This window comes from Nonomuraea sp. NBC_00507 (genome assembly GCF_036013525.1).
In the GTDB taxonomy this organism is placed as follows: domain Bacteria; phylum Actinomycetota; class Actinomycetes; order Streptosporangiales; family Streptosporangiaceae; genus Nonomuraea.
In genome coordinates this window covers 5,202,476-5,227,112 of sequence record NZ_CP107853.1, presented here as the reverse complement: position 1 = coordinate 5,227,112, position 24,637 = coordinate 5,202,476, and the positions used below count along the sequence as shown (strand labels likewise).

Genomic DNA, 24,637 nt, shown 5'->3' with positions numbered 1-24,637 from the left:
GGGTCTCTGTCGCGTTGCCTGCCTTTTGCTCTCGCTCCTTCTGCTGCTCCCGGCGGCCGAGCCGCCTGCGGCCGCGAGCGTGTCCAGGCCGAACGTCGTCGTCATCGTGGTCGACGACCTCGAGGCGGGCACGCTGGCGTACTTCCCCAACATCACCCAGCACCTGGTGCGCGAGGGCGCCTCGTTCGACCGGTTCTTCGTGACGAACTCGTGGTGCTGTCCGTCCAGGGTGTCGATCCTGCGCTCCCAGTACGTGCACAGCCATGGAGTTCTCACCAATACCGCGCCGGAAGGGGGCTTCGACCGCTTCCATGCCCAAGGTCTGGAACGTTCTACTTTGGGGACGTGGATGCAGGGTGCCGGGTACCGCACGGCGCTGATGGGCAAGTTCCTCAACCACTACCCCGGCAGCGCCGCGGAGGAGACGTACGTGCCGCCCGGCTGGGACGAGTGGGCCGTGCCGGTGCGCAACCTCTACGAGGAGTACGGCTACCGGCTCAACGAGAACGGCGCGTTGGCCGACTACGGCTGGACCGAGGATGACTACCTGTCCAACGTGCTGGCCCGCAAGAGCCGCGACTTCATCGCCGGGTCCGAGGGCCCGTTCTTCCTGTACCTGGGGCCGGTCGCCCCGCACAACCCAGCCAACCCCGCCTGGCAGCACGCGGGGGCGTTCCCGCTGGCCACGGCGCCGCGGACGCCGTCGTTCAACCAGCAGGACGTGAGCGCGGAACCGCTGTGGATGCAGAGCCTGCCCCTGCTCGACCAGTCGAGGATCGACGCGATCGACGAGCGTTTCCGCGCCCGACTGCGGGCCATGCTCGGTGTGGACGATCTCGTCGGTTCCGTCGTCGAGGCGCTGCGGGAGGCCGGGCGGCTGGACAACACCTACATCATCTTCACCTCGGACAACGGCTTCCATCTCGGGACGCATCGGCTCGCGCAGGGCAAGACCACCCCGTTCGAGGAGGCGATCAAGATCCCGTTCGTGGTGCGCGGTCCGGGGGTCGCGCCGGGTTCCACGATCTCGCGCATGGGGGCCACGGTGGACCTGGCGCCCACGGTCGCCGAGCTCGGCAAGGCTGCGGTGCCGGCGTTCGCGGAGGGGCGCTCGCTGGTGCCGCTGCTGCGGGGCCGGTCGCCGGGAGAGTGGCGCAAGAACGTGCTGGTCGAGTTCACCAGGCCGACCAACCGGGCGTCGGCCAAGCAGACGCCTGTGCCGGCTTATCAAGCGTTGCGGACTGATCGGTACACGTATGTGCGGTACGACACGGGGGAGCGGCAGTTGTACGACCTGCAGACGGATCCGTACCAGTTGCGGAACCTGGCGGGCAGCGCCGATCCCGCCCTGCTGGCCGATCTCGACAAGCGGCTGGCTGGGATGGTCGCCTGCTCCGGGGTTAGCTGTAGGGAGGCCGATATGCGGGAATGACGTGATCCCGGTGAGGACAGCAGCCGCCCCCTCCCCACAGGAAGGGACGGGGTATCAGCTCTTACCCGATTTGCGGATTACCTCCACGACGAGCCATGCGTTGGTGGATGGGTTTCGACCCTTCCGGTTGGGCTCGCAATGCTCCGGGTCCGCCCTCCGGGCACGTTCTCGTGCCACCTCATGGTTAGCGAAGGGAAAGTCCCGGCCGAGGTGCTTGTCGTAGTCCTTGATGTGGTTTCTGAGCTTGCGCCCGACTCTGACCTGGTCACAGGCGGTGACGCAGTCCTCGAAGTGATAAAGAATCCATAGCTCGAAGCAAGGTAGGGAGACCGCTAGGTTGACGTGCTCTCTACGCGCCGTGATCAGAGCCTGCTCGAGAGTCTTGTGTTCGTCGACGTCGACGACGCACCACACCTCGTCGTAGGTGATGTTGGCATCCCGCTGAGCACGCGCTTCCCGGTCCTTTTTGTCACGCTCGCTCAGGGCGTACGCGACCAGCTTCGCGGGATCCCGACCGAGACCGACCACCTTGCAATTTCGGATGTCGACAGGAAGGGAGCGAAAGTAGTCACGAATTCCCTTAAAGTACTCGACCTCGGTTACTTCGCCCTCGCATACGATGAGAACGCGTTTCTTCGGCTCTCGCCGACCGACGACTCGATCTAGGCGCGGGGGGCTACGCCTGGGGCTCATGGCTTGCTATCGGCGCCTTTCCAGAAATATTTGGCGGACGTTCTCGAAGTTGAGGTACGGCATCGCACCATAACGGCCTTGCAAGTAGCCGCGCTCGATGTTCTCATCCCGTCGGGTATGAAACTCGGCAAGTGAGTAGAGATTAGTGGCGCCGGATTCATCCTTCTCGGTGAACCACACCTCGTCCCTTGCCAGAATCTCGTCGTTCAGCAGAGAGCCGAGGAGTGTTGTGTCATGCGAGGCGAAGACGAGTTGCGCTCCTTCCTCGTTGATGTCGGCGTCCTTGAACATCCGGATCAACGTCGAACTCAGAAGGGGATGGAGACTTGAGTCGATCTCATCGGCAACCAGAACGCCGCCCGTCCTGAGTGCGAACAGCGCGTAACCCAGCAGGGACAGCCAAGCTCGGGTTCCTGCACTCTCTTCCTCCAGGTCGAGGAGGACAGGTTGCCCTGGCCTGCGCAAGACGATTTTCGAACTCGACGTCGTCTTCACGATTTCGGCCTGCTCGATTCCCAGGTCGGCTATCCGGAGCAGCTCGTTGAGCTCCGGAGCAGCGTTCCCGTGCAGCAGCACACTCGTAATGCTCAGTCGAAGTTTTTCGTCTCGCTCGCCATGCCGGGCAAAGAGAGTGTGGCCTCCCAGCACGTTGAAGATGGCACTCAGCAGCGGATGATTATTGGATGCCGCACATGAGAGATACAACGAGTTCGGGCGCGTGAGCCGCCATATGCGGTGCAACTCACCGCCGAGTCCGCGCCCGAAGGATACATCGGTCGGGCTGGTGCGCTCGAAGAGCTTTCTCGCCCTTCCATGAGGGAAGGAATTCAGCCACTCGCCGAGAACAGCCTCATCGTCCACCTCGAAGCCATACGAATAGCGAACGTCATCGAGCAGAAAATCGATCTCGAAAAACGATGGAGCCTCAAGTCCGGGTTTCGAGAATTTATAGGGCTGTCTGGGTATTCCTGCGGTCGGTTCCCACTGAGTGTGCGACCACGAGACAGCGTCGCTCATCCACCGCAGGGCATCGAGAACGTTGGACTTCCCCGACGCGTTCGCACCATAGATTCCCGCGACCGACAACGGTTTCATCCGTCCCGGCTCCCCCCGGCGCGGAGCCGCGATGAAGGAGAGGGTCTGCTCATCGCGGACCGACCGGTGATTGGCGACCCTGAATCGCAGCAACATAGCGTTCTCCCCACGGTGAACCGGTTGTCACCTTACACTTTCAAGCGGCTCTACGAAGAGATTCCCTGTAAGTCAGCGTCTAAGCGCGTGAGGGGTGCCAGAACTCTGCACCGAGCGGTTCGCGGCGAGATCAGGCGGCTGAGGGGCCGGAGCTGCCCGGGCTGGCGTGCCACAGTCGCCGGGGCGGCGTGACGATGGCCGGGCCGAGGTCGGAGTAGGGCGACAGGCGGAAGCCGTTGGGGTATTCGATGCTGCGCCCGCTGACCCCCTCCAGCTGCTCGTGCTCTTGGGCGAGCAGCGCGCGGACCGCGTCGATCCCCTGGGCGCGCCACAGCGCGTCCAGGTCCGCCAGGTTCCAGCAGTCCACCGCCCGCATCGACACCGCCCGCGTGCCCGTGCGCCGGACCACGCCCTTGGCCAGCAGGAGCCACGACCCGAAGACGGTGGCCGCGCACCGCCCCTGCACCGACTCGAAGAACGTCAGGTCGATCGGCCCGGTCGAGTCGTCGAGCGTGGTGAAGATGACGCGCTGGCCCGAGCGCACGGCAGGCGTCTGCGTCGCCACCTTGACCCCCGCCACCAGCACCTCAGCCCCGTTGCGCTGCGCGAGAAGATCCTTGGAACGTACCACCCCGAGCAGGTCGAGCAGCTCGTCGTGGAAGCTGATGATGTGCCGGCTGACGTCGATGCCAAGGATCTCCAGCTCGGCCTGGACCATCTCCGCCTCCGTCATCTCGGGCAACTCCCCCGGCGGCAGGTGCTCGGTGAAGCCCAGCGGGAGCTGCACGGAGGGCTTCTCCGGCGGGGAAGGGCGCGCGGAGGTATAGCGCTTGGAGGTGCGCGGACCGGACCGCACGCCGCTCGACGAGGCCCGCTCCAGCGCGCCGACCTGGGCGATCAGGTCGCGCCTGGTCAGCTCGCCGGGCCGCCAGCGCGGCCCGCCCGGGTGCAGGTCGTGCAGCGCGTCCAGGCCGCCGACCTGGACGATCCGCTCGATCGTGGGCCGCGAGGGGCGGGCGCGGTCCCAGAAGTCGGCCAGCGACGTGTACGGCTGCCCGGCGACCATCCGCTCGACCTCCGCCTCGCTCACCCCCTTGATCGCCGAGAACGGCACGCGCAGCGCGTACCCCTTGCCGATCTCCCCGATCCTGAACTCCACCCGCCGGCCTTCCGAAGAGCGCGTGCGGACCCGGGCGCGCGGCCCGAGCCGCTCCACCTGCCAGTCCTTGCCCGACTTGTTGATGTCGAGCGGCAGGATCTTGATCCCGCACTGCCTGGCCTCGTCGATGATGACCCGCGGCGGGTACATGCCGGGCTCGTGCGTGAGCACCCCGGCGAAGAACGCCGCCGCGTGGTGCCGCTTCAGCCAGGCCGACTGGTATGTGGGCAGCGCGAACGCCGCCGCGTGCGCCTTGCAGAACCCGAACGCCCCGAACGCGTCCAGCACCTGCCAGGCCCGCTCCACGGCCGCGTCGTCGAAGCCGTTGGCCTGGGCCAGGGGCACGAACGCCCGGCGCACCCGCGCCCGCCCCTCCGGCGTGTCCAGGGTGCGCCGCAACATCTCGGCGTACGACAGGTCCCGCCCGGTCATCTCCGAAATGATCTTCAGGACCTGCTCGTGGAACACCACGACGCCATGCGTCTCCTTCAGCGCCTCCCGCAGCCGCTCGTGCGGGTAACGCGGCTGCCGCCACCCGTGCCTGGCCTCCAGGTAGGGGGTGACCATGTCGGAGTTGACCGGCCCAGGACGGAACAGCGAGATGTCCACGATCAGGTCGTGCAGCGTGCGCGGCTCCAGCTTGGCCACCAGCTCCCGCTGGCCCGGCGACTCGATCTGGAAGCAGCCGAGGGTGCGGGCGGCGCAGATCATGTCGTAGGTGGTCTGGTCGTCGTGCGGGACGTACTGGATGTCGGGGTCGTCGCCGCGCTGGGTGTCCAGCTCGACCACGACGTCGTCCACGCGCTTGATCTCGTTCAGCGCGTACGCCATCGCGGACTGCATCCGCACGCCCAGCACGTCGAGCTTGAGCAGCCCGGCCTCCTCCACGTCGTCCTTGTCGAACTGCGACATCGGGAACTCCAGCAGGCTGCGCTCCACCGGCGTCCGGTCCCGCAGCCCCATGTTGCCGATCAGCACGCCACACGGGTGCAGCGCGATGTGCCTGGGCAGGCCGTCGAGCTTCTCCGCCAGCCGGAACACCCGGTCCAGGCCCGCCTCGTTGAGCCGGCTGTCGCGCAGCTCGGGCAGGTCGTGCAGCGACGCGGTGATCTGCTTGGCCCTGATGTGCGGGAACGCCTTGGCGACCGCGTCGATCTCGTGCGGCGGCAGGCCCATCGCGGCGGCGACGTCGCGGATGGCGCTGCGCGCCCGGTAGGTCTCCATCATGGACACACAAGCCACGCGGGCCTCGCCGTACTGGTCGAAGATGGCCTTGTAGCAGTCGAGGCGGCGGGCCGACTCCACGTCGACGTCGATGTCGGGCAGCCCGATGCGGCCTTCGGACAGGAACCGCTCCATGAGCAGGCCGTGGTCGAGCGGGTTGACCTCGCCGATGCCGATGAGGTAATTGACCAGGCTGCCGGCGCCCGAGCCGCGGATGGCGCAGCGGATGCCCATGCCGCGGATCATGTCGGTGATGCCGGCCACGGCGATGAAATATCCGGACAGGCGCTTCTTCTCGATGATGGCCATCTCGTCCCGCAGACGCCGCTCGGCGTCGGCCGAGCGGTCGAGGCCCCGCCTGATCAGCCCGTCCTCGACGCGGTGGCGCAGCAGCGGCACCGGGTCGCGGCCGATCTCGGGCAGGTGCAGGTTCGGCTGGTCGTTGCGGAGCGCGAGCAGGTCCAGCGGCTCCATCGAGCACGCCTCGGCCAGCCGCCTGGTCGTGTACAGCAGCCGCGCCACCCGCTCCTGGTCCGCGCCGCAGACCTTGGCCGCCACCTGCCACATCTCCTTGGTGCTCTTGAGGTAGGCGTGCGAGGTGGTGCGTTCGAGGTGCCGGGGGTGTAGCGGGACGAGCTGGCGGGCCGCGTCGAGCACGTCGCCGACCTGGTGATCGGCCGGGTCCAGGTAGCGCGCCGCGTTGGTCAGCACGGCGGGCACGCCCATGGACTCGGCCAGGCCGAGCATGCGTACGGCCGTGCCGGCGTCGCGGTAGCCGTATTGGTCGACCAGCTCGATCACGACGCCGGGCACCGTGGATCGCCACAGGCCGAGCAGCGTCCTGGCCTGCTCGTCGCGCCGCTCTGCCACCGCGCGGCCCACATCGGACCTGGGGCCGAGCAGCACGACCAGGCCGTCCTCGGCGCCGAACCCGTGGTCGCCGGGCTCGCCGGCCCATTCGCCGATCAGCTCGCGAGTGACCTCCGGCTTGCCCCGCTCCCCCGCGTGGTGGGCGGCCGTGACCAGGCGGCACAGGCGTGACCAGCCGCGGCCGCGGGCCAGCACGGTGATCCGGTCCTCGGCGTTCGGCCCGGTCTTGGGGCGGGGGGCGGGAATGCCGGGAAGCAGCGACGGGGGCGGGGTGGTGAGCGCCAGGTTCACACCGAGCACCGGGGCGATCCCGGCCGCGGCGCACGCCAGGGCATGCTTGATGGTGCCGTAGAGGCCGTCGCGGTCGGTCAGCGCCAGGATGTCCATGCCGAACTCGGACGCCCGGCTCACCAGCGCCTGCGGGAAGGCGGTGCCGTAGCGCATGGAGTAGGCGGAGCACACGTTGAGGTGCGGGAACGGGGGCGCCATCAGTCCCACGCCCTCAGCAGCAGCCAGCCGTTGCCGGCGGTGTCGTAACGCAGCTCGTAGGAGCCGACCTCGCGTCCCGGGCTGGCCTCCACCCGCCAGAACTGGCGCTCGCCTGGGTCACCCTCGCTGGTCTTCCACCACTCGCGCGCGACCACCCAGTGGTCCAGGACACGGCGAACGAGATAGAGCCGGTCGCGCCAGACGAACTGGGTCGGCTCCCCGTCCCTGGTCCACACCTCTATCGGATCGCCATAGAGTCTGCTCAAGTCGCTTCTCCCCGCGGCTCTGGTCCTCTGTCTGAGCCACCCGGGGGAAGGCGGGCGCTTATAACTCGAACATATGTTCTCCGGCCCTAGATCGCAAGTCGATCGCCTGCCGCACGAGAGGGTTCGCGCCGATCGAGTTGCGGATGCTGAAGGCCACGCTGCCTGCGCGGTAACGGTCGTCGGAGGTCTCCACGGGGCGGCCCTCGTGGGTGGTGGTGGTCCTGCGCTGGCGCAGCAGCGGACTGCCGCGGCGCACCCCCAGCAGGCGGGCGTCCTGGACTCCGGCGGAGACCGCGTCGATGAGGTGCTCGCCGTAGGCGAACACGAGCCCGATCGCCTCGTACAGCGCCTCGGTGACCGACTCGCAGTCGGCGGGCAGCCCCTCGACGGCCGGGGCCACCCACTCGGCGTACACCGTGCGCTCGACGAGGACGGGCTCGGCCTCCAGTGTGCGCAGACGCAGCACCTCCAGCACCTCGCCACCGCCCAGCCTGGCGGACTCGGCGGCGCTCGCCCGGCGGCGGCGCTGCTCGATCACCTGGCCGCCGAAGCGGTAGCCGCCCGCGCGCGCCCACTGCGCGAAGCTGTGCAGCTCGGCGAAGCTCTGGCTGCGCGCGGCGCCGAGCACGATGCGCCTCGCGCCCTGTCTGGAGCCGACCAGGCCCTCGGCGACCAACACGGCCACCGCCTGCCGCACGGTGCCGCGCGCCGCGCCGAATCGCCCGGCCAGCTCGGCCTCGCTGGGGAGCTGGGAACCGACCGGGTACGCGCCGGAGAGGATCTCTTCCCGCAGCTCATCGGCGATCAGTTCATAGCGCGCAACCAAGTCCGCCCCCTCCCATTCACGAAAGAGCAACATTCATGCGACTTACTAGTGCTCGCTTGTTTGTACAAGTTCCCCTAGTTTCTTTCCACACCCCCTGCACAGTGGAGGCGTTGTGTTCACATCTCGCGCCCGCGCGGCCGGCGCTGCCGCCGCCCTTACGGTAGTCACCGCGGCTTGCGGCGCCGCTCCCGGCACCCAGGCCACCACCCAGGCGTCACAAGGCGGCGTCAACGCGGCCACCGCCACCTCCGCCGCCGACTTCGGCGGCCTCGACAAGCTCGTCGAGGCGGCCAAGAAAGAGGGCAACCTGCACGTCATCGCCTTGCCGCCGAACTGGGCCAACTACGGCGAGATCATCGAGAAGTTCCAGGCCAAGTACGGCATCAAGATCGAGAGCGAGACCCCGGACGCGGCCAGCGCCGACGAGATCAACGCCGTGAAGACCCGCAAGGGCCAGGACCGCGCCCCCGACGTGCTGGACCTCGGCCAGTCGTTCGCGCTCAGCGGCGCGGCGGAGGGGCTGTTCGCGCCGTACAAGGTGCAGACGTTCGACAAGATCCCCGAGGGTCAGAAGGACGCGACCGGGCTCTGGGTCAACGACTACGGCGGCTACGTGTCGATCGGCTGCGACGCCAAGAAGATCACCACCTGCCCGACCAGCTTCGCCGACCTGCTCAAGCCCGAGTACAAGGGCAAGGTCGCGATGAACGGCAACCCGACCAAGGCGGGCTCGGCCTTCGCCGGCGTGTACGCCGCCGCCCTGGCCAACGGCGGCTCGTTCGACGACATCCAGCCCGGCATCGACTTCTTCAAGAAGCTGAACGCGGCCGGCAACTACAACCCGGTCGAGACCACGCCGGCCACCATCGAGAAGGGCGAGACCCAGATCAGCATCGACTGGGACTACAACAACGCCGCCTACGCGCCCCAGATGACGGCCAAGGGCATCGACTGGAAGGTCAACGTGCCGACTGACGGCAAGTACTTCCAGATGTACGCCCAGGCCATCAACAAGGACGCCCCGCACCCGGCGGCGGCCAGGCTGTGGCAGGAATACCTCTACAGCGCCGAGGGCCAGAACCTGTTCCTCAAGGGCTTCGCCCGCCCCGTGCTGCTGCCGACGATGACCGCCGACGGCACCGTGGACAAGGCGCTGGCCGAGAAGCTGCCCTCGGTGGACGGCTCGCCCGCGTTCCCGACGACCGCGCAGGTGGACGCGGCCAAGGCCAAGCTGGCCAGCGGCTGGGACGCCGCGATCTCGGGATGAGCAGGACTCGTTCGAAGGGCTGGCTGGGGGCGCTGCCTCTGCTGGCGTTCTTCGCGCTCGTCTTCGGCGTCCCCGCCATCGCACTGGTGGCGGGGGCGTTCACCGCTGAGGGGCGGCCGAGTCTGGCGAACCTGGCGCAGAGCCTGCAGGGCGGCTACCTCACCGCCATGATCGGCAGCGTGCGGCTGTCGGCCGTGGTCGCGCTGCTGGGGGCCGTACTGGGCACGTTCCTCGCCTACGCCGTCGTGACCTCGCGTTTCACGCTGCTGCGGGAGGCGGTGCTGACGGCCTCCGGGGTGCTGGCCAACTTCGGCGGGGTGCCGCTGGCGTTCTTCTGGATCGCCACGCTCGGCAACTCGGGCGTGGTCAGCGGGCTGATCGGGCTGCCGTCGGGCTCGCTCTACACGCTCTGGGGCCTGGTCGTGGTCTACCTCTACTTCTCGATCCCGCTGATGGTGCTGGTCATGGCGCCGGCGCTGGACGGGCTGCGTCCGCAGTGGCGCGAGGCGGCCGCGAACAACGGCGCCACCGCCTGGCACTACTGGCGCTTCGTGACGCTGCCGGTGCTGACGCCGTCCATCCTGGGCGGGGTGGTGCTGCTGTTCGGATCGTCCTTCTCCGCGTACGCCACCGCCAACGCCATGGTCGGCACCGTCGTGCCGCTCGTCACCCTGAAGATCGCCAGCGCCCTCACCGGCGACGTGCTGATCGGCTACGAGAACATCGCGCTGGCGCTCAGCCTCGACATGATCGTGGTGGCCGGGCTGGTGATGGCGATCTACCTGCCGCTGCAGAGGAGGAGCTCCCGATGGCTGCACTGACCGGGCTGGAGCGGGTCTCCGGGGGTTCCGCGCGGCCTCGGGTCTGGCGTGGCGTGGTGTTCCTGCTGGGCGCCGCCTACTTCCTGATCCCGCTCGGCGCCTCCTTCTGGTACACGGTCTACACACCCGTCGAAGGGGTGTCGCTGTCCGCCTACGGGGAGTTGCTGACGGCCGACGGGTTCGTGCGGTCGCTGCTGCTGTCGCTGGGGCTGGCGGCCGCCACGATCGTGCTGGTGCTGCTGCTGTCGCTGCCCGCGATGCTGGCCGTGCGGCTGTTCGCGCCGCGGCTGGGGCTGGTGATGGAGGTGCTCTGCACGCTGCCGCTGGTGGTGCCGCCGATCACGTTCGTCGCCGGGATGGGGACGTCGCTGCGGGTGGGGACCGACGTGCTGGCGCCGACGCCGTTCTGGGGCACGATCATCGCGGTGCAGGATCCGGGGTTCCCCGTGGTGCTGGTGCTGGCGTACGTGGTGCTGGTGCTGCCGTTCGTCTACCGGTCGCTGGATGCCGGGCTGCGGACGATGGACGTGCGGACGCTGGTGGAGGCGGCGCGCAATCTGGGCGCCTCGTGGCCGCAGGTGTTGTTCCGGGTCGTCGTGCCCAACCTGCGCTCGGCCCTGGCCAGCGCGTCCTTCCTGACGCTGGCGCTGGTGCTGGGCGAGTACACCGTCGCCAGCCTGCTGGGGTACGCGCCGTTCGCCGTGTGGATCGTCACCGTCAGCGGGTCCGAAGGGCAGCTCTCGGTCGCCGTGTCCATCCTCAGTCTGCTGCTCATCTGGCTGCTGCTGCTGGCCGTGTCCACCGTTTTCGGTAGGGAGAAACAGAAATGACCGCATCGGTGGAGTTCCGCGGGCTCCGGCGGGAGTTCGGCAAGACGGTCGCGCTGGACGGCCTCGACCTGGTCATCGCGCCCGGCGAGTTCGTCGCCCTGCTCGGGCCCTCGGGCTGCGGCAAGACGACGGCGCTGCGGTGCGTGGCCGGCTTCGAGCGGCCGGACTCGGGCGCGGTGCTGGTGGACGGCAAGGACATCACGAACGTCCCGGCCAACAAGCGGGACGCGGGCATGGTCTTCCAGTCCTACTCCCTCTTCCCCAACCTCAACGCCCGCGACAACGTCGCTTTCGGCCTGCGGGTGCGCAAGGCGCCCGCGGCGGTGCGGCACGCCAAGGCGGACGAGCTGCTGGAGCTCGTCGGGCTCCCCCAGCACGCCGACCGCTACCCGCACCAGCTGTCCGGCGGGCAGCAGCAACGCGTCGCCCTGGCCCGCGCGCTCGCCTTGGAGCCGCGGGTGCTGCTGCTGGACGAGCCACTGTCGGCGCTGGACGCCAAGGTACGCGTGGCGCTGCGTGAGGAGATCCGCCGCCTCCAGCTGGACCTCGGCATCACCACCATCTTCGTCACCCACGACCAGGAGGAGGCCCTGTCGGTCGCCGACCGGGTGGCGGTGCTGCGTGACGGGCGGCTCGAACAGGTGGGTTCACCGGCCGAGGTCTACGACCGGCCGGCCACGCCGTTCGTGGCGGAGTTCGTCGGCACGATGAACCACCTGGCCGGGCATGTCACCGGGGATCAAGTATCCGTGCTCGGGCAGCTCCTGCCCGTGGATGGGGCCGTTCCTGCGGATCCGTCCGTGGACGTGCTGATCCGTCCGGAAGCGGTGCGGGTCATCCCGGACGAGGACGGGGCCGCCGAGGTGGTCACCGCGTCCTTCCGCGGCGCCTCCGTACGGCTCCGGCTGGCGGTGGAGGGCGGGGAGGTCCTCGCGGACGTGCCCGGGCACGAGGCCGCCACGCTCGGGCCCGGCACGCGGGTCGCGGTCCGGCTGGTGGAGCGGCCGGTGCTGGTGGCCGCCCGCACGGTCACGGTCCCCGTACCCGTCGTGGCCGCCGATGCCGTCTGACCCCGGCGGCCGCCGACCTGACCGGCCCGGCGCTCCGTTCCCGGCCCCCGAGCCCAGCTCGCCCCCCGCGGAGCCCGCAGGGCCTGGGCCCGACGCTGTGCTGCTGGACATGGACGGGACCCTCGTCGACACCGAGGGACTGTGGTGGCAGGCGGCCGCCACCGTCGCCGAATCCCTCGGCCGCCGCCTGAGCCCGGCCGACGTGCCGCACGTTCACGGTCACACCGTCGAGGACGTGGCCGCTTACCTGGTGCGGGACGAACCGCCCGTGCCCCCGGTCCCGGACGATGTGCCCGGACGCGCGATCCCGGACGATGTGCCCGGACGCGCGATCCCGGACGACACGGCCAGGCGGGCGTTCGGGGCGGTGGCCGGGCGGCTGACCGACACCTTCGCCGACCGGGTCGCGGCGGATGTCACGCTCATGCCCGGCGCCCGCGAGCTCCTCGACGGCCTGGCCGCCGCCGCCATCCCGACGGCGCTGGTCACCGCCTCCCCGCGGCGCGTGGTCGATCTGGTGCTCCCCCGCCTGAACCACGCGTTCGACCTGGTGATCACGAACGAGGACACGGCCCGCGGCAAGCCGCACCCGGACCCGTACCTGGAAGCCGCCCGGCGGCTCGGCACGGTCCCGGCACGCTGCGTCGCCGTCGAGGACAGCCCGGTAGGCGTCAGGTCGGCCCGGGAGGCGGGGTGCCGCGTGCTCGTGGTGGAGCCGGGGAACGGCCTGCCGTCGCTCGACCGCGTACGAGGGGCCTGCGCCGAACCGGGCCGTGTCGGTAAGCTTGCCCGCCGTGAGTGGTAAAACCTCCCACATCGGGCGCTACAGATTGCTCAGCGTGCTGGGCCAAGGCGGGATGGGCACGGTCCATCTCGCCGAGGATCCTGCCGGGCAGCAGGTCGCCGTCAAGGTGATCAACCCCGAGCTGACCCAGCACGAGCAGTTCCGCATGCGCTTTCGCAGGGAGGCCGACGCCGCGCGGCGGGTGCGCAGGTTCTGCACGGCCGCGGTGCTCGAGGCCGCGCTCGACGGCGACCAGCTCTACGTGGTCACGGAATACGTGCCAGGACCCAACCTGGAGCAGGCCGTACGCCAGTCGGGCCCGCTCCGCGGCTCCAGCCTGGACGCGCTGGCCGTCGGCGTGGCCACCGCGCTCACCGCCATCCACGGGGCGGGAGTGGTGCACAGGGACCTCAAGCCGTCGAACGTGCTGCTGTCCCCGGTCGGCCCGCGCGTGATCGACTTCGGCATCGCGCGGGCGCTCGACACGCTGGGCGGTGTCACGGGCACCGGCGAGCTGATCGGCACGCCCCGCTACATGGCGCCCGAGGTGCTGCGGGGCGACCCGATCTCGCCGACCTGCGACGTGTTCTCGTGGGGATCCCTGATCGCGTTCGCCGCCAGCGGGCGGGCCCCCTTCGGCGGGGACACGCTGCCGGCGATCGTCTACCAGGTGCTCAACACCGAGCCCAACCTCGACGCCGTCGACCCCGGCCTGCGCGAGCTGGTCGCGGCGGCGCTGCGCAAGGACCCGGCCACGCGGCCCACCGCCCAGCAGCTGCTCGACCACCTCGTCGGGCGGTCGGCCGGCCCCGAGCAGGCCGCGCACACCGTGCAGGTGGCCTGGCAGCAGGCCACCGCGGCGTACACGGAGGTCCGGCCGGAGAAGAAGGCGGGCCGCGGCAAGCTGTACGGGGCTGTCGCGGGCGCCGCCGTCCTCCTGGCTGGCGCCGGCGTGGCCGCCTGGAGCGTGCTCGGCCCGAGCGGCCCGCCCGATCTGGGCGTGCTCTACGCGGAGGACTTCACCCAGACCTCTGGCGGCTGGAGCGGCACGTACGATCCCGAGGCGTCCACCAGCTACGGCTACCGCACCGACGGCACGTACGGGCTGGACGTGGAGAACGGCTACGAGGAGCGGTGGGCGAAGGCACCCATCCCCTTCCTCGTCGCCACGCCCACGACCACGCCCGACCCTTCGGCCACGCCGACCCCGATGTTGCCCTCGAGCGTCGTCGTCGGCGTCACCGCCGACGTCAAGCGATCGTCGGGCACCGGCGAATACGGCGTCTACTGTCATAACTCCGACGATGACGACACCTACTACGAGTTCGGGCTCGACACGAAGGGGATGGCCAGGATCCGGCGCATCGTCGACGGGGCGGGCGGCACGCTGGCCCAGCCGGTCCCAGTCGACGACGTGATCGGCAAACCGGTCCGCATCGTGGCCTCCTGCGAGCAGCGCGGGTCGGCCGTGCGGCTGACGATGTGGGTGAACGACAAGCAGATCCACGAGGTGGACGATCCCAACGGCATCGGGAACGGGTTCGTCGGCCTGTTCGCGCGCACGCCGAAGGGCAGCGACTCCGTGCTGAAGACCACGTTCGACGACTTCGAGCTGCGCGGGACGAAAGAGGATTCCTAGGCGCCGGCCGCAGGACTCCTACAGCACGCCGGCGCGGGCCGCGGCCAGGGCGGCGTCGGCGGCGCGGTCGGCGTCCTGCTCCGTCACCTGCTCGTGGGCCACGAACAACCGGTAGTAGACGGGCGCCACAGCGACCCTGATCACTTCCCTGACGTCCACGACGTCCGGCAGCTCGCCCCGGGCGATCGCCCGGCGCACGACCTCGGCCGACTGATCATGCCTGGCGACGAAGAACTCGTGCAGCGCCCGGGCCGCCTCCGCGTTCTGCACGGCCGCGGCCACGAAGGCCGACGACACCGGGCCCAGCTCGGGGTCCGCGAAGCCGGAACGGACGAGCTGGACGATCCCCCGCAGATCACCCTGGATCGTGCCGGTGTCGGGGATCGGCCACGGCTCGTCCTTGGCCAGCTCCAGCGCGTCGGAGATCAGCCCCTCGACGCTGCCCCAGCGCCGGTAGACGGTCGTCTTGTGCACGCCTGACCGCTCGGCCACCCGCTCGACCGTCAACCCCGTATAGCCGTGCTCGGCCAACTCCCCCAGCGTGGCCTGCCGCACGGCGTCGCGCACCCGCGCGCTCCGCCCTCCGGGACGCTTGCCGCTCGCTCCCAAAAACTACTCCAGTTGCGTTTGATGTCTCTCCCATGAGAGACTAAAGCTACATCAGTTGCGATTGGAGTTCCATCCTGATCCACCTCCAAAGTGTTTCCAAGTCCTACGGCGAGCGTGCCGTGCTCACCGAGCTGACCCTGTCCGTGAAGCCCGGCGAGCGCGCGGGCATCGTCGGCGAAAACGGCTCTGGCACGTCCACGCTGCTCCGGCTGCTGGCCGGGGTCGAGCGCCACGACGACGGCGAGGTCGTCGTGTCCGGCGACGTCGGCTACCGCGGCACGCCGGTCGTGGTGTCGCACGACCGGGCGCTCACGCGGCGTTTCCGGGGCAAAGAACTCCACCTCTCGGGAGGACGCATATGTTGACCAGGATCGACGCCGGCGCGCCGTACGGCATCGCCACGGGGACGGACGGGGCCCTCTGGTTCACGCTCGTCCACGAGGGACGGATCGGCAGGCTGATGCCCGGCCAGGAGCCGGTGATCCACCAGCTCGACCCGGCCGACGGCCAGCCGACCGTGATCGCGCCCGGACCCGACGGAGCGATGTGGTTCGCGGAAGGCAAGGGCGGACGGGTCTGCCGTATCACCGCCGACGGGCAGGTGACCACGCACGCGGCGGACTCGCCGTACGGGATCGCCGCGGGTCCGGACGGCGCCATGTGGTTCACGCAGATGCGGAGCGGAAGGATCGGGCGCATCGCGACGGATGGGTCGTTGGCGGAGTTCGAGGTGCCGGTGGAGGGCGGCGGGATGCCGGCGTTCATCACGGCGGGGCCGGACGGTGCGATGTGGTTCACGCTCAACCAGGGCAACGCGGTGGGACGGGTCTCGCTGGAGGGTGACGTGGTCGTCCATCCGCTTCCCACGGAGGCCGCCGGGCCGGTGGGGATCACGTGCGGGCCCGATGAGGCGTTGTGGTTCGTTGAGATCGGTGCTGGTCAGGTGGGGCGGATCGACGTGTCGGGGAAGATCGAGGAATTCCCGCTTCCCGACCAGGAGTCACGACCGCATGCGATCGTCGCCGGTCCCGACGGCGCCCTGTGGTTCACCGAGTGGGCCGCCGACCGCGTCGGGCGCATCACCACCGACGGCATCATCGAAGAGCATCCTCTTCCGCGGCTGCCGGAGAAAGGGGTGGCGGGAGAGGGTGACGGTGTCCGGAAGGCCGAGCCTCATGGGCTGACGGTGGGGCCTGACGGGGCGATCTGGGTGGCGCTGGAAGCCGGCGCCCTGGCTCGCCTCGGCTGACCGAGCGCAGGCCGGGCAGCCGGCGCCCCGGTCCGCCCTCAACACGAAGAAGCCGCCCTCCCCACACGGGAGGGCGGCGGTTCGGTTCGGCCTTAGACGTCCATGCACCACATCCAGCCGTGGCCCGAGATCCAGCAGCGGTACCACTCGTTAGGCATGGCCTGAGCAGGTGCGCTCGTCACCCCGATGGTGATGACGGTGGTCACGGCGAGAAGGGCCAGCGCCAAGGCTCGGCGGGCACCGCGGGACATGGATGACATACGAGTTCTCATGAGCATCATGCAACACGGAGCTTCTTGGAACCCTCTTGAGCCTGACTGGTCCCACCTGGGCCCAGGGTCAGGTCGCCTCGGTGCGCGTGCATGGAGCGGCCCTGTCCGATTGGGCCGGTAGGTGCTTGTGTGTCGGCTGCACCTGCACATGCGGGCCCCGGGTGGCATGGGCGGCGGCGGGCGGAGTTGACTAGGGGCATGCATGCCATCATCGTCTCCGCCCCCGGCGGCCCAGAGGTTCTCGAATACGCCGAACGTCCCGATCCGGTCCCCGGTGACGGCGAGGTCGTCGTGGACGTCGCCGCCAGCGGCGTCAACTTCATCGACATCTACCACCGTTCGGGCGCCTACCCGCTCCCCCTCCCCACCACGATCGGCTCCGAGGGCGCGGGGACCGTGTCGGCCGTCGGGCCGGGGGTGCGGGACGTGGCCGTGGGCGACACCGTGGCCTGGGCCAGTGTGCTGGGCAGCTACACCGAGAAGGCCGTGGTCCCGGCCGATCGGGTGGTGCCGGTGCCGGACGGGGTGCCCGCCGAGGTGGCGGCCGCGGCGATGTTGCAGGGCCTGACCGCCCATTACCTGACGCACTCCACGTACGTGGTCAAGGAGGGCGACCAGGTCCTCATCCACGCGGGCGCGGGCGGCATGGGGCAACTGCTGATCCAGCTCGCCAAGCTCAAGGGCGCCCAGGTCTCCACGACGGTCTCCTCCAGCGAGAAGGAGAAACTCGCCCGCGAGGCCGGCGCGGACGAGGTGCTGCGGTACGACAGCTTCGCCGAGGCGCTGCGCGGCTCGATCAACGTCGTGTACGACGGCGTCGGCGCGACCACGTTCGACGGCGGGCTGGAGGCGCTGCGTCCGCGCGGCCTCATGGCCCTGTACGGCGCGGCCAGCGGCCCGGTGCCGCCGGTGGATCCGCAGACGCTCAACAAGCAGGGCTCGCTCTTCCTGACGAGGCCCACGCTCGCGCATTACATCGCCGAGCGCGCGGAGTTGCTCCAGCGCGCGTCCGACCTGTTCGGCTGGATCGCGTCCGGGCAGCTCACGATCAACGTCTCGCACCGCTACGCGCTGGCCGACGCGCGGCAGGCGCACGACGATCTGGCGGCCCGCCGTACCACCGGAAAGCTGCTTCTCATACCCTGACGTCCATGGACATCGCGGGATCTGTCTGGTCGTTCGCCGCCGTGGTGGCTCTGCTGACCATCACCCCGGGCCTGGACACGGCCCTGATCCTGCGGACGTCGTTGGTGGCCGGGAGGCGGCCGGCCTGGGGGGTGACGCTGGGCATCCAGCTCGGCACGCTCCTCTGGGGCCTGCTGACCGCGGCGGGGCTGTCGGCGCTGCTGGCGGCCTCGCAGCCGGCGTACACCGCGCTGCGCTGGGCGGGGGCGGCTTACCTGGTGTGGATGGGGCTGCGCATGGTCCTGACCAGGCACGACGCCCAGGAGTTGCCCGAGCAACCGCAGGAGGTCGGGTTCGGGAAGGGATTCGGGCGCGGGCTCATGACGAACCTGCTCAACCCCAAGGTCGGGGCGTTCTACGTGGCCATGTTGCCGCAGTTCATCCCGGACGAGGCGCCGCACGCCGTCATGGGGTTGCTGCTGGCGGGCGTGCACGTGGCCGAGGGGCTGGTGTGGAGCGCGGCGCTGATCGGGTTCGCGTCGCTGATGAGCGGGTTCCTAAGGTCCCCGGGGGTGCGGCGGTTCCTGGACCGGCTGACGGGGGTCGTGATCGTCGGGTTCGGCGTGCGGCTGGCCGTCAGCGACTGAACCCGTTGGGCCAGCCCAGCAGGCGAGCGCCGAGCACCGCGGTCTCCAGGGTGAAACGCTGCGTGGGGTCGTCGGGTGAGAAGCCGGTCAGGCGGCGGATGCGTTCCAGCCGGTACGTCACCGCCCGCGTGCTGAGCCCCAGCCGCCGCGCGGCGGCCGTCTGATTACCCTGCGAGGCGAAGATCGCCTCCAGCGTCTCCAGCAGCGGCTGGTGCCCGCCGCGCGCCTCGAGCAGCGGGCTCAGCACGCTGGTGACCAGGTCTTCGATGGCGCTCCTGTCCCTCAGCAGCACGGGGAACACCAGCAGGTCGGCGGCCTTGACCACGTCCGCGCGCAGGCCCAGCCCGTCCGCCAGCCCCAGGGCGTCGGCCGCCTCCCTGAAGGAGGTCACCACGCCGCCGGGCCCCCGGTGCGCCCGGCCGACGCCGACCCGCCACCCGGCAGGGAAGCGGGTGCGTACGTGGTGGGTGAACTCCCCCACGGCGGCCGGCAACGTCGCGGGCGTCACGCACACCAGCAGCCCGTCGCGCACGGCGACCAGCACGTTGTGCGAGCCGAAGCGGGCGATCAGGTCACGCTCGATGCGTTCCTCGTCGCCGTCGCGCATGCCGCGGGCCACGGCGACCACGTACGACTCGGCCAGCCGCAGCCCGAAGTGCTCGGCCCGCTCGGCCAGCCGCTCGGCCCGCCCTTGGAGCAGGTCGTCCACGAACTGCCTGCGTGCCGCCTCCTCGCCGCGGATGGCCGCGAGCTGCGCCTGCTCGTACCCCTCCATCAGCGCCGAGACCGATCGCCGTAACGCGGGCAGCACCGCAGGCAGCACCGCAGGCAGGCCCTCGGCGGCGGCGAGCGCGGCGTCCACCAGCGCCCGCAGCGATATCCCCAGCTCGGCGGCGCGCGTGCCGGCGGCGCGGCAGGCGTCGAGCGCCGCTCGGTCCGGTGACCGGCCGGTCGCGGCGCAGTCGGCCAGTACTTGGCGATGCCCGCCGAGCAGGTCGGCGGGCATCTCGGAGATCGCCATCACACCCCTACGTCGCGCCTGTCGAAGGCGAGGACCGCGGTCAGCGCGAGCACGGCCGTCGCGCCCGCCAGCACAAGGTAGTCGCCGACCGGCAGACCCTCAAAGAGCGGGCGGCCGTCGGCGTAGTAGTGGAACGGCGAGACCCACTTCAGCCAGGAGATCGCGTCCACGGACCGGCCCACGGTGATGACCATGTAGCCGGCCACGATCCATACGCCGACCACGGCCGAGGCGAACACCTTGCGCCCGGTGGCGGCGCCGACGGTCAGCGCCACGGTGCCGGAGAACAGCCCGAGCAGGAACACCCCGGTGTGCGCGGCCAGGAGACGGTCGAACGGCACCCCGAGCTGGACGGACTCGCCCACCGCCCACACCACGGCCAGCGTCACCACGGCCACCGCCAGCAGGGCCACGACCAGCGCGGCGAACCGCTCCAGCACCAGCCGCTTGCGGTCCACCGGCAAGGTCACGACCAGTTCCAGCGTGCCGGTCTCCTCCGGTTGCGCGATCGCCCGGTTGGCCAGCAACGTCGCGCATACGATGAACAACGTCGGCACGAACAGCTGGTAGACGACCGACTGCAGGTATCCGGCGCCGACGCTCAGGTCGCTCAAACCGCCCATGAGGTCGCGCAGCGCGCCCGGGAACTTGGCCATGGCCTGGGCGTTGAACGTCGCGGGGTCCTGCCGGACGTTCTCGTAAATGCTCAGGTAGACGGTCAGGAACGCGCTGATGCCGATCGTCCACCAGATGAGCGCCCGCCGGTAGTCACGCAGACTCTTGGCGATCATGGTGCCGCTCCTCGTCGCTGTAGTAGGTGAGGAAGATCTCCTCCAGGTCCGGCTCCGCGCTGACCAGGTGCACCACGGTGAACCGGGCGGCCGCCTTGATCAGGGCGTCGGGGCGGCCGTCGATCGTGCAGCTCACGCTCGCGCCCTCCACCCGCAGGTCCCGCACGCCCGGCAGGTCCTCGAAGGCGGCGCGCGGCACGGGCGACTCGAAGTGCAGCTCGACGCGGCGCACCGCCTTCTCGCGCAGCGCCGTGACGTTCTCCACGGCCACGAGGCGGCCGTCGCGGACGATGCCGACCCGGTCGGAGACGCTCTCCACCTCGGCCAGCACGTGCGAGGACATGAGCACGGTGCGGCCCGAGGTGCGCACCTCTCGTACCAGGGCCAGGAACTCCTGCTGCACCAGCGGGTCCAGACCGCCGGTCGGCTCGTCGAGGATGAGGAACTCGGGCTCGTGCATGAACGCCTGGATCAGCCCGACCTTCTGCTTGTTGCCCTTGGAGAGCTTGCGCATCGGCACGGACAGGTCGGCGTCGAACCGCTCGGCCAGCGCGTCGATGCGGGCGTGCGGCACGCCGCCGCGTACCCGGCCGAGAAAGCGCAGGTAGTCCCTGGCCCGGTCGCGGCCCTCCAGGGCCAGCTCGCCCGGCAGGTAGCCGATCCTGGAGCGGATCGCGGGCTCGCGCGGGTCGGCGCCGAGCACCCGTACCAGGCCCCGGGTGGGCCTGATCACGTCGAGCAGGAGCCTGATCGTCGTGGTCTTGCCGGCGCCGTTCGGCCCGAGGTAGCCGAAGATCTCGCCCGGCTGGATCTCGAGCGTGAGATCCTCCAGGCCCCGGCGTTTCCCGTAGTACTTGGTCAGCCCTTCGGCCTGCACCACTGCTGTCATGGCCGCATCGTCCCGCTCGCCACGCCGCCCGTCATCGGCTGGATCCGGCAGCCTGCGGGAGGTCTTTGCTTCCGGAGGGTGGCAACGAGAGGGTGGGAACGTGGAGACCGCGTTCGTGCTCGGTGGCGGCGGCGTGCTCGGCGCGCACGAGGTGGGCATGCTGCAGGCGCTCGACGAGGCGGGCATCAGGCCCGACCTCGTGGTGGGCACGTCGGTCGGCGCGCTCAACGGAGCGGTGATCGCCGCCGCTCCAACCGAGGCCGTCGCCAGGCTGACGGGTTTGTGGCGTTCCGACATCGTCCGTACGGCTTTCGCCGGGTCGTGGGTGGCCCGGCTGTCGACGCTGGCCAGGACCGGCACCCACCTGCACCCGATGGGGCCGCTCAGGGACGTCCTGAGCGAGACGGTGCGGGTGTCGCGGATCGAGGACCTGGAGGTGCCGTTCCAGTGCGTGGCGGCGTCGGTGGAGCGGGCGGCGGCGCACTGGTTCACCAGCGGGCCGCTGGTGGAGGCGGTGCTGGCGTCGTGCGCGGTGCCCGGCCTGCTGCCGCCGGTCGTGATCGGCGGCGAGCACTTCTACGACGGCGGGCTGGTGCACAGCATTCCTGTCGGGCGGGCCGTGCACCTCGGGGCCAAGCGCGTGTACGTGTTGCACGTCGGCCGGATCGAGCGGCCGCTGTCGCCGCCCCGGCGGTTCTGGGAGGTGGGGCTGGTGGCGTTCGAGATCGCGCGGCGGCACCGCTTCGCCGAGGACATGGCGAGCCTGCCGCCCGGGGTGGAGGTGCACGTGCTGCCCGCCGGGGTGACCGAGCCGCTCTCGCCGCTGCGCTACCGGGACCTGTCGCAGCTGTCGGCCTGCATCGAGCGGGCTTACGAAGCGTCTTCCCGCTACCTGGCCGACGGAGGAGGATGAGAGGAGACGTCAAGGGAGGCCGCGTTGCTCCCACCGCGCATCCTGCGCCGGCTCGTGCTGGCTCCGCTGGTCATCGTGGTGACCGTGTTCATGCTGGTCACCCTGCCGTTCTGGCTGGTCGTCACGGCCGCCGCCTCGCTTCGCCTGCCGCCGCCGCAACGCAGGGGGCTCAGGTTCGTGTGGTTCGGGGTGGCGTGGCTGACGCTGGAGTCGGCGGTGCTGATCGCCTGCCTGTGGTTGTGGGCCGCGGGCGGCGCCCGCCGCCAGGAGCGGCACTACGAACTGATCAGGTGGTTCCTGTCCAAGGTGTACGCGGCCGCGGTGCGGATCTTCCGGCTGACCCTGGACGTCCAGGAGCCGGAGCTGACCGAGGAGGAGCAGGCCGCCCGGCTGACGCGGCCGGTCATCGTGTTGTCCCGGCACGCCGGCCCCGGCGACTCCTTCTTGCTGATTTATCACCTCTTGGCGCTCTACCGGCGGCGCCCCCGCATCGTCATGAAGGCCGCCCTCCAGTACGACCCCTCGCTTGACGTAGTGATCAACCGCCTGCCGAACGCGTTCGTGCCCCGCAAGTCCGGGCAGCAGGGCGTCGTCGAGGAGATCCGGCGGCTGGCCGCGACGATGGGCGACCAGGACGCGCTGGTGATCTTCCCGGAAGGCGGCAACTTCACCCCGCGCCGCCACCGGCTGGCGATCAGGCGGCTGGAGGAGAAGGGGCTGGCCGAGGAGGCTGAGCGGGCCCGCGGCATGGACCACCTGCTGCCGCCCCGCCCGAACGGCGCCATCGCCGCCATCGACGCCTGCCCGTCGGCGGACGTCGTGTTCGTCGCGCACACCGGACTCGACGACCTGGTCACGCTGGGGGACGTCTGGCGCAAGCTGCCCTTCAGCGCGCACATCACCGCCAAATGGTGGCGGGTGCCCGCCGCCCAGGTGCCGCGCACGCGCGAGGAGCGCGTTCGCTGGTTGTACGACCACTGGGAGCAGATCGACGCCTGGATCAGCGCCCAACGGCTCCCGGTGGGAGAAAAGGGACCTCAGGCGGGCCGTGCTGGATGAGGCGGAGCAGCGCCTCCGTGTCGAGGTGCCGCTCCACGAGGTCGCCGAGCGCGTCCAGCCGCTCCTCCCTGAGCGCGGCGAAGTCCGTCCCGGGAGCCGGGACGAAGTCGCGCCCGGCCCGCTCGGCCACGTCGGCCAGGAACGCGTGGCGGAACGCGTCGTTCTCCATGGCGCCGTGCCACGTGGTCCCCCAGACGTCGCCGGCCCGGCAGCCGTCGAGGAACGGCTCGCCGCCTTCCACCGTGGCCCGGCCGTGGTGGATCTCGTACGCGCGCACCGGGTGCCCGTAGGCGCTGCCCTCCGGACGGCCGAGCCGTTTCTCCCCCTCGAACGCGACCCGTACGGGCAGCAGGCCGAGTCCTTCGACCGTGCCGGCGCCCGACTCGACGTGGTCGACGATCTCGCGCCCGAGCATCTGGAACCCGCCGCAGATCCCGAGCACGGGCCCCTTCCTGCCGATGATCGCCGCAGCCAGCCCCCGCGCCCGCAGCCAGGCCAGGTCGTCCACCGTGGCCCGCGACCCGGGCAGCACCACCAGGTCGGCGTCGTCCAGCTCGGCGGGCTCGCTCACGAAGCGCACCACGACGCCGGGCTCGGCGGCCAGCGCGTCCAGGTCGGTGAAGTTGGAGATCCGCGGCAGCCGCACCACCGCCACCCGCAGCGTCTGCCTGCCGTGCGGGGCGCGGGCGGCGACCCGGCGGCCGTCCAGGGCCAGGGAGTCCTCGACGTCCAGCCAGAGCCCGTCGAGCCAGGGCAGCACGCCGTATACCGGGCGCCCGGTCAGTTGCCTGAGCATGTCGAGCCCCGGCTCCAGCAGCTCCTTGGCACCGCGGAACTTGTTGATGACAAAACCGGAAATGTGGGATTGGTCCTCGGCGTCGAGGAGGCCCACCGTGCCGTAGAAGGCGGCGAACACCCCTCCCCTGTCGATGTCGCCGACCACGACGACCGGCAGGCCGGCGGCCCTGGCCAGGCCCATGTTGGCGATGTCACCGCGGCGCAGGTTGATCTCGGCCGGGCTGCCGGCGCCCTCGCACACCACCACGTCGTACTGCTCGCGCAGCCGGCCGAGCGCCTCCAGCGCCGCGGTCCGCAGCAGGTCCCTGAGCGTGCCGTATTCCGTCGCGTCCACGTCCGCGACGGGCCGGCCCATGAGGACGACCTGGCTGCGGCGGTCGCTGCCGGGCTTGAGCAGGATCGGATTCATGTCCGCCACGGGCTCCAGGCCCGCGGCCTGCGCCTGCATCGCCTGGGCCCGGCCGATCTCGGCGCCCTCCGCGGTGACGTAGGAGTTGAGCGACATGTTCTGGGCCTTGAAGGGCGCGACGCGCACGCCCTGGCGGGCCAGCCAGCGGCAGATGCCGGCGGTGACCACGCTCTTGCCCGCGTCCGACGTGGTGCCCGCGACCAGCAATCCCCCGGTGACCATGGGATCACCGTACCGGGAGCGGACGTACGAGGAGACCGCCCGCGGCTGAGCCTGCGGACGGCCTCCCCCATC

23 protein-coding genes are annotated in these 24,637 nt (G+C 70.3%); 13 read left to right on the top strand and 10 right to left on the bottom strand.

Going from position 1 to position 24,637, the window contains the following annotated elements; translation table 11 throughout:
* The first annotated feature begins 25 nt into the window (after positions 1-25).
* Positions 26-1,432, top strand: a complete 1,407-nt coding sequence (locus OHA25_RS25460; RefSeq protein WP_327590016.1) for a sulfatase family protein — start codon at positions 26-28, stop codon at positions 1,430-1,432.
* Positions 1,433-1,486: 54 nt separating this feature from the next.
* On the opposite strand, the gene OHA25_RS25455 is transcribed toward OHA25_RS25460, so the two are convergent.
* The 5 genes from OHA25_RS25455 to OHA25_RS25435 all read right to left on the bottom strand — a co-directional run bounded on the left by OHA25_RS25455 (position 1,487) and on the right by OHA25_RS25435 (position 8,150).
* The gene (locus tag OHA25_RS25455) at positions 1,487-2,125 is read right to left on the bottom strand and encodes an RloB family protein (protein WP_327590015.1); all 639 of its coding nucleotides are present in this window, start codon (positions 2,123-2,125) and stop codon (positions 1,487-1,489) included.
* Positions 2,126-2,131: 6 nt separating this feature from the next.
* Positions 2,132-3,316, bottom strand: a complete 1,185-nt coding sequence (locus OHA25_RS25450; protein ID WP_327590014.1) for an AAA family ATPase — start codon at positions 3,314-3,316, stop codon at positions 2,132-2,134.
* Positions 3,317-3,446: 130 nt separating this feature from the next.
* A complete protein-coding gene (locus OHA25_RS25445) occupies positions 3,447-7,058 on the bottom strand; it encodes a DNA polymerase III subunit alpha (RefSeq protein ID WP_327590013.1) in 3,612 nt (1,203 codons plus the stop codon).
* Positions 7,058-7,324: a DUF6504 family protein gene (locus OHA25_RS25440; protein ID WP_327590012.1), complete on the bottom strand. Its 267-nt coding sequence runs from the start codon at positions 7,322-7,324 to the stop codon at positions 7,058-7,060. The genes OHA25_RS25445 and OHA25_RS25440 overlap by 1 nt, the downstream gene beginning before the upstream one ends.
* A gap of 58 nt (positions 7,325-7,382) precedes the next feature.
* A complete protein-coding gene (locus OHA25_RS25435; protein ID WP_327590011.1) occupies positions 7,383-8,150 on the bottom strand; it encodes a GntR family transcriptional regulator in 768 nt (255 codons plus the stop codon).
* Positions 8,151-8,262: 112 nt separating this feature from the next.
* Here OHA25_RS25435 and OHA25_RS25430 point away from each other — a divergent pair, with 112 nt between their 5' ends.
* From OHA25_RS25430 to OHA25_RS25405, 6 genes are read left to right on the top strand one after another with little or no spacing between them, the layout of a single operon-like run.
* Entirely contained in the window at positions 8,263-9,417 is a 1,155-nt protein-coding gene (locus OHA25_RS25430) for an ABC transporter substrate-binding protein (protein WP_327590010.1), read from the top strand.
* Positions 9,414-10,238, top strand: a complete 825-nt coding sequence (locus OHA25_RS25425) for an ABC transporter permease (RefSeq protein WP_327590009.1) — start codon at positions 9,414-9,416, stop codon at positions 10,236-10,238. The genes OHA25_RS25430 and OHA25_RS25425 overlap by 4 nt, the downstream gene beginning before the upstream one ends.
* On the top strand, positions 10,226-11,068 hold the full coding sequence (locus OHA25_RS25420; protein ID WP_327590008.1) for an ABC transporter permease: 843 nt from the start codon (positions 10,226-10,228) through the stop codon (positions 11,066-11,068). The genes OHA25_RS25425 and OHA25_RS25420 overlap by 13 nt, the downstream gene beginning before the upstream one ends.
* Entirely contained in the window at positions 11,065-12,138 is a 1,074-nt protein-coding gene (locus OHA25_RS25415; protein ID WP_327590007.1) for an ABC transporter ATP-binding protein, read from the top strand. The genes OHA25_RS25420 and OHA25_RS25415 overlap by 4 nt, the downstream gene beginning before the upstream one ends.
* Positions 12,128-12,943, top strand: coding sequence for an HAD family hydrolase (locus OHA25_RS25410; protein ID WP_327590006.1), 816 nt, complete (start codon positions 12,128-12,130; stop codon positions 12,941-12,943). The genes OHA25_RS25415 and OHA25_RS25410 overlap by 11 nt, the downstream gene beginning before the upstream one ends.
* Entirely contained in the window at positions 12,933-14,561 is a 1,629-nt protein-coding gene (locus OHA25_RS25405) for a serine/threonine-protein kinase (protein WP_327590005.1), read from the top strand. The genes OHA25_RS25410 and OHA25_RS25405 overlap by 11 nt, the downstream gene beginning before the upstream one ends.
* A gap of 18 nt (positions 14,562-14,579) precedes the next feature.
* Here the strand turns inward: OHA25_RS25405 and OHA25_RS25400 are convergent, their stop codons facing one another.
* Positions 14,580-15,128 (bottom strand): TetR/AcrR family transcriptional regulator, encoded by a 549-nt coding sequence (locus tag OHA25_RS25400; protein ID WP_327590004.1) that lies wholly within the window; start codon positions 15,126-15,128, stop codon positions 14,580-14,582.
* 161 nt (positions 15,129-15,289) lie between these two features.
* Here OHA25_RS25400 and OHA25_RS25395 point away from each other — a divergent pair, with 161 nt between their 5' ends.
* The 4 genes from OHA25_RS25395 to OHA25_RS25380 all read left to right on the top strand — a co-directional run bounded on the left by OHA25_RS25395 (position 15,290) and on the right by OHA25_RS25380 (position 18,463).
* Positions 15,290-15,535, top strand: a complete 246-nt coding sequence (locus tag OHA25_RS25395; protein ID WP_327590003.1) for an ATP-binding cassette domain-containing protein — start codon at positions 15,290-15,292, stop codon at positions 15,533-15,535.
* Positions 15,529-16,419 (top strand): Vgb family protein, encoded by an 891-nt coding sequence (locus OHA25_RS25390; RefSeq protein WP_327590002.1) that lies wholly within the window; start codon positions 15,529-15,531, stop codon positions 16,417-16,419. The genes OHA25_RS25395 and OHA25_RS25390 overlap by 7 nt, the downstream gene beginning before the upstream one ends.
* A 470-nt stretch (positions 16,420-16,889) precedes the next feature.
* Entirely contained in the window at positions 16,890-17,837 is a 948-nt protein-coding gene (locus OHA25_RS25385; RefSeq protein WP_327590001.1) for a quinone oxidoreductase family protein, read from the top strand.
* Between the two features lie 5 nt (positions 17,838-17,842).
* Positions 17,843-18,463: a LysE family translocator gene (locus OHA25_RS25380; RefSeq protein WP_327590000.1), complete on the top strand. Its 621-nt coding sequence runs from the start codon at positions 17,843-17,845 to the stop codon at positions 18,461-18,463.
* Here the strand turns inward: OHA25_RS25380 and OHA25_RS25375 are convergent.
* From OHA25_RS25375 to OHA25_RS25365, 3 genes are read right to left on the bottom strand one after another with little or no spacing between them, the layout of a single operon-like run.
* The gene (locus OHA25_RS25375) at positions 18,453-19,484 is read right to left on the bottom strand and encodes a PucR family transcriptional regulator (RefSeq protein WP_327589999.1); all 1,032 of its coding nucleotides are present in this window, start codon (positions 19,482-19,484) and stop codon (positions 18,453-18,455) included. The genes OHA25_RS25380 and OHA25_RS25375 overlap by 11 nt on opposite strands.
* Positions 19,484-20,275 (bottom strand): ABC transporter permease subunit, encoded by a 792-nt coding sequence (locus OHA25_RS25370; RefSeq protein ID WP_327589998.1) that lies wholly within the window; start codon positions 20,273-20,275, stop codon positions 19,484-19,486. The genes OHA25_RS25375 and OHA25_RS25370 overlap by 1 nt, the downstream gene beginning before the upstream one ends.
* Complete coding sequence (locus tag OHA25_RS25365; RefSeq protein ID WP_327589997.1) at positions 20,253-21,164, bottom strand: ABC transporter ATP-binding protein; 912 nt, start codon at positions 21,162-21,164, stop codon at positions 20,253-20,255. The genes OHA25_RS25370 and OHA25_RS25365 overlap by 23 nt, the downstream gene beginning before the upstream one ends.
* Before the next feature lie 100 nt (positions 21,165-21,264).
* Here OHA25_RS25365 and OHA25_RS25360 point away from each other — a divergent pair, with 100 nt between their 5' ends.
* Both OHA25_RS25360 and OHA25_RS25355 read left to right on the top strand, forming a co-directional pair.
* Complete coding sequence (locus tag OHA25_RS25360) at positions 21,265-22,077, top strand: patatin-like phospholipase family protein (RefSeq protein WP_327589996.1); 813 nt, start codon at positions 21,265-21,267, stop codon at positions 22,075-22,077.
* A 24-nt stretch (positions 22,078-22,101) separates the two neighbouring features.
* Positions 22,102-23,136 (top strand): 1-acyl-sn-glycerol-3-phosphate acyltransferase, encoded by a 1,035-nt coding sequence (locus tag OHA25_RS25355; protein ID WP_327589995.1) that lies wholly within the window; start codon positions 22,102-22,104, stop codon positions 23,134-23,136.
* Here the strand turns inward: OHA25_RS25355 and OHA25_RS25350 are convergent.
* Positions 23,078-24,565 carry a cobyric acid synthase gene (locus OHA25_RS25350; protein ID WP_327589994.1) on the bottom strand — a complete coding sequence of 496 codons (1,488 nt, stop codon included), beginning with the start codon at positions 24,563-24,565 and terminating at the stop codon, positions 23,078-23,080. The genes OHA25_RS25355 and OHA25_RS25350 overlap by 59 nt on opposite strands.
* Positions 24,566-24,637: the final 72 nt, after the last annotated feature.

What these genes read in the sequence shown, in the direction of transcription:
- OHA25_RS25380 (WP_327590000.1), top strand. Translation starts at nt 17,843, where the DNA reads ATGGACATCGCGGGATCTGTCTGGTCGTTCGCCGCCGTGGTGGCTCTG.
- OHA25_RS25370 (WP_327589998.1), bottom strand. Translation starts at nt 20,275, where the DNA reads ATGATCGCCAAGAGTCTGCGTGACTACCGGCGGGCGCTCATCTGGTGG.
- OHA25_RS25390 (WP_327590002.1), top strand. Translation starts at nt 15,529, where the DNA reads ATGTTGACCAGGATCGACGCCGGCGCGCCGTACGGCATCGCCACGGGG.
- OHA25_RS25375 (WP_327589999.1), bottom strand. Translation starts at nt 19,484, where the DNA reads ATGGCGATCTCCGAGATGCCCGCCGACCTGCTCGGCGGGCATCGCCAA.
- OHA25_RS25410 (WP_327590006.1), top strand. Translation starts at nt 12,128, where the DNA reads ATGCCGTCTGACCCCGGCGGCCGCCGACCTGACCGGCCCGGCGCTCCG.
- OHA25_RS25385 (WP_327590001.1), top strand. Translation starts at nt 16,890, where the DNA reads ATGCATGCCATCATCGTCTCCGCCCCCGGCGGCCCAGAGGTTCTCGAA.
- OHA25_RS25425 (WP_327590009.1), top strand. Translation starts at nt 9,414, where the DNA reads ATGAGCAGGACTCGTTCGAAGGGCTGGCTGGGGGCGCTGCCTCTGCTG.
- OHA25_RS25365 (WP_327589997.1), bottom strand. Translation starts at nt 21,164, where the DNA reads ATGACAGCAGTGGTGCAGGCCGAAGGGCTGACCAAGTACTACGGGAAA.
- OHA25_RS25415 (WP_327590007.1), top strand. Translation starts at nt 11,065, where the DNA reads ATGACCGCATCGGTGGAGTTCCGCGGGCTCCGGCGGGAGTTCGGCAAG.
- OHA25_RS25445 (WP_327590013.1), bottom strand. Translation starts at nt 7,058, where the DNA reads ATGGCGCCCCCGTTCCCGCACCTCAACGTGTGCTCCGCCTACTCCATG.
- OHA25_RS25420 (WP_327590008.1), top strand. Translation starts at nt 10,226, where the DNA reads ATGGCTGCACTGACCGGGCTGGAGCGGGTCTCCGGGGGTTCCGCGCGG.
- OHA25_RS25450 (WP_327590014.1), bottom strand. Translation starts at nt 3,316, where the DNA reads ATGTTGCTGCGATTCAGGGTCGCCAATCACCGGTCGGTCCGCGATGAG.
- OHA25_RS25455 (WP_327590015.1), bottom strand. Translation starts at nt 2,125, where the DNA reads ATGAGCCCCAGGCGTAGCCCCCCGCGCCTAGATCGAGTCGTCGGTCGG.
- OHA25_RS25350 (WP_327589994.1), bottom strand. Translation starts at nt 24,565, where the DNA reads ATGGTCACCGGGGGATTGCTGGTCGCGGGCACCACGTCGGACGCGGGC.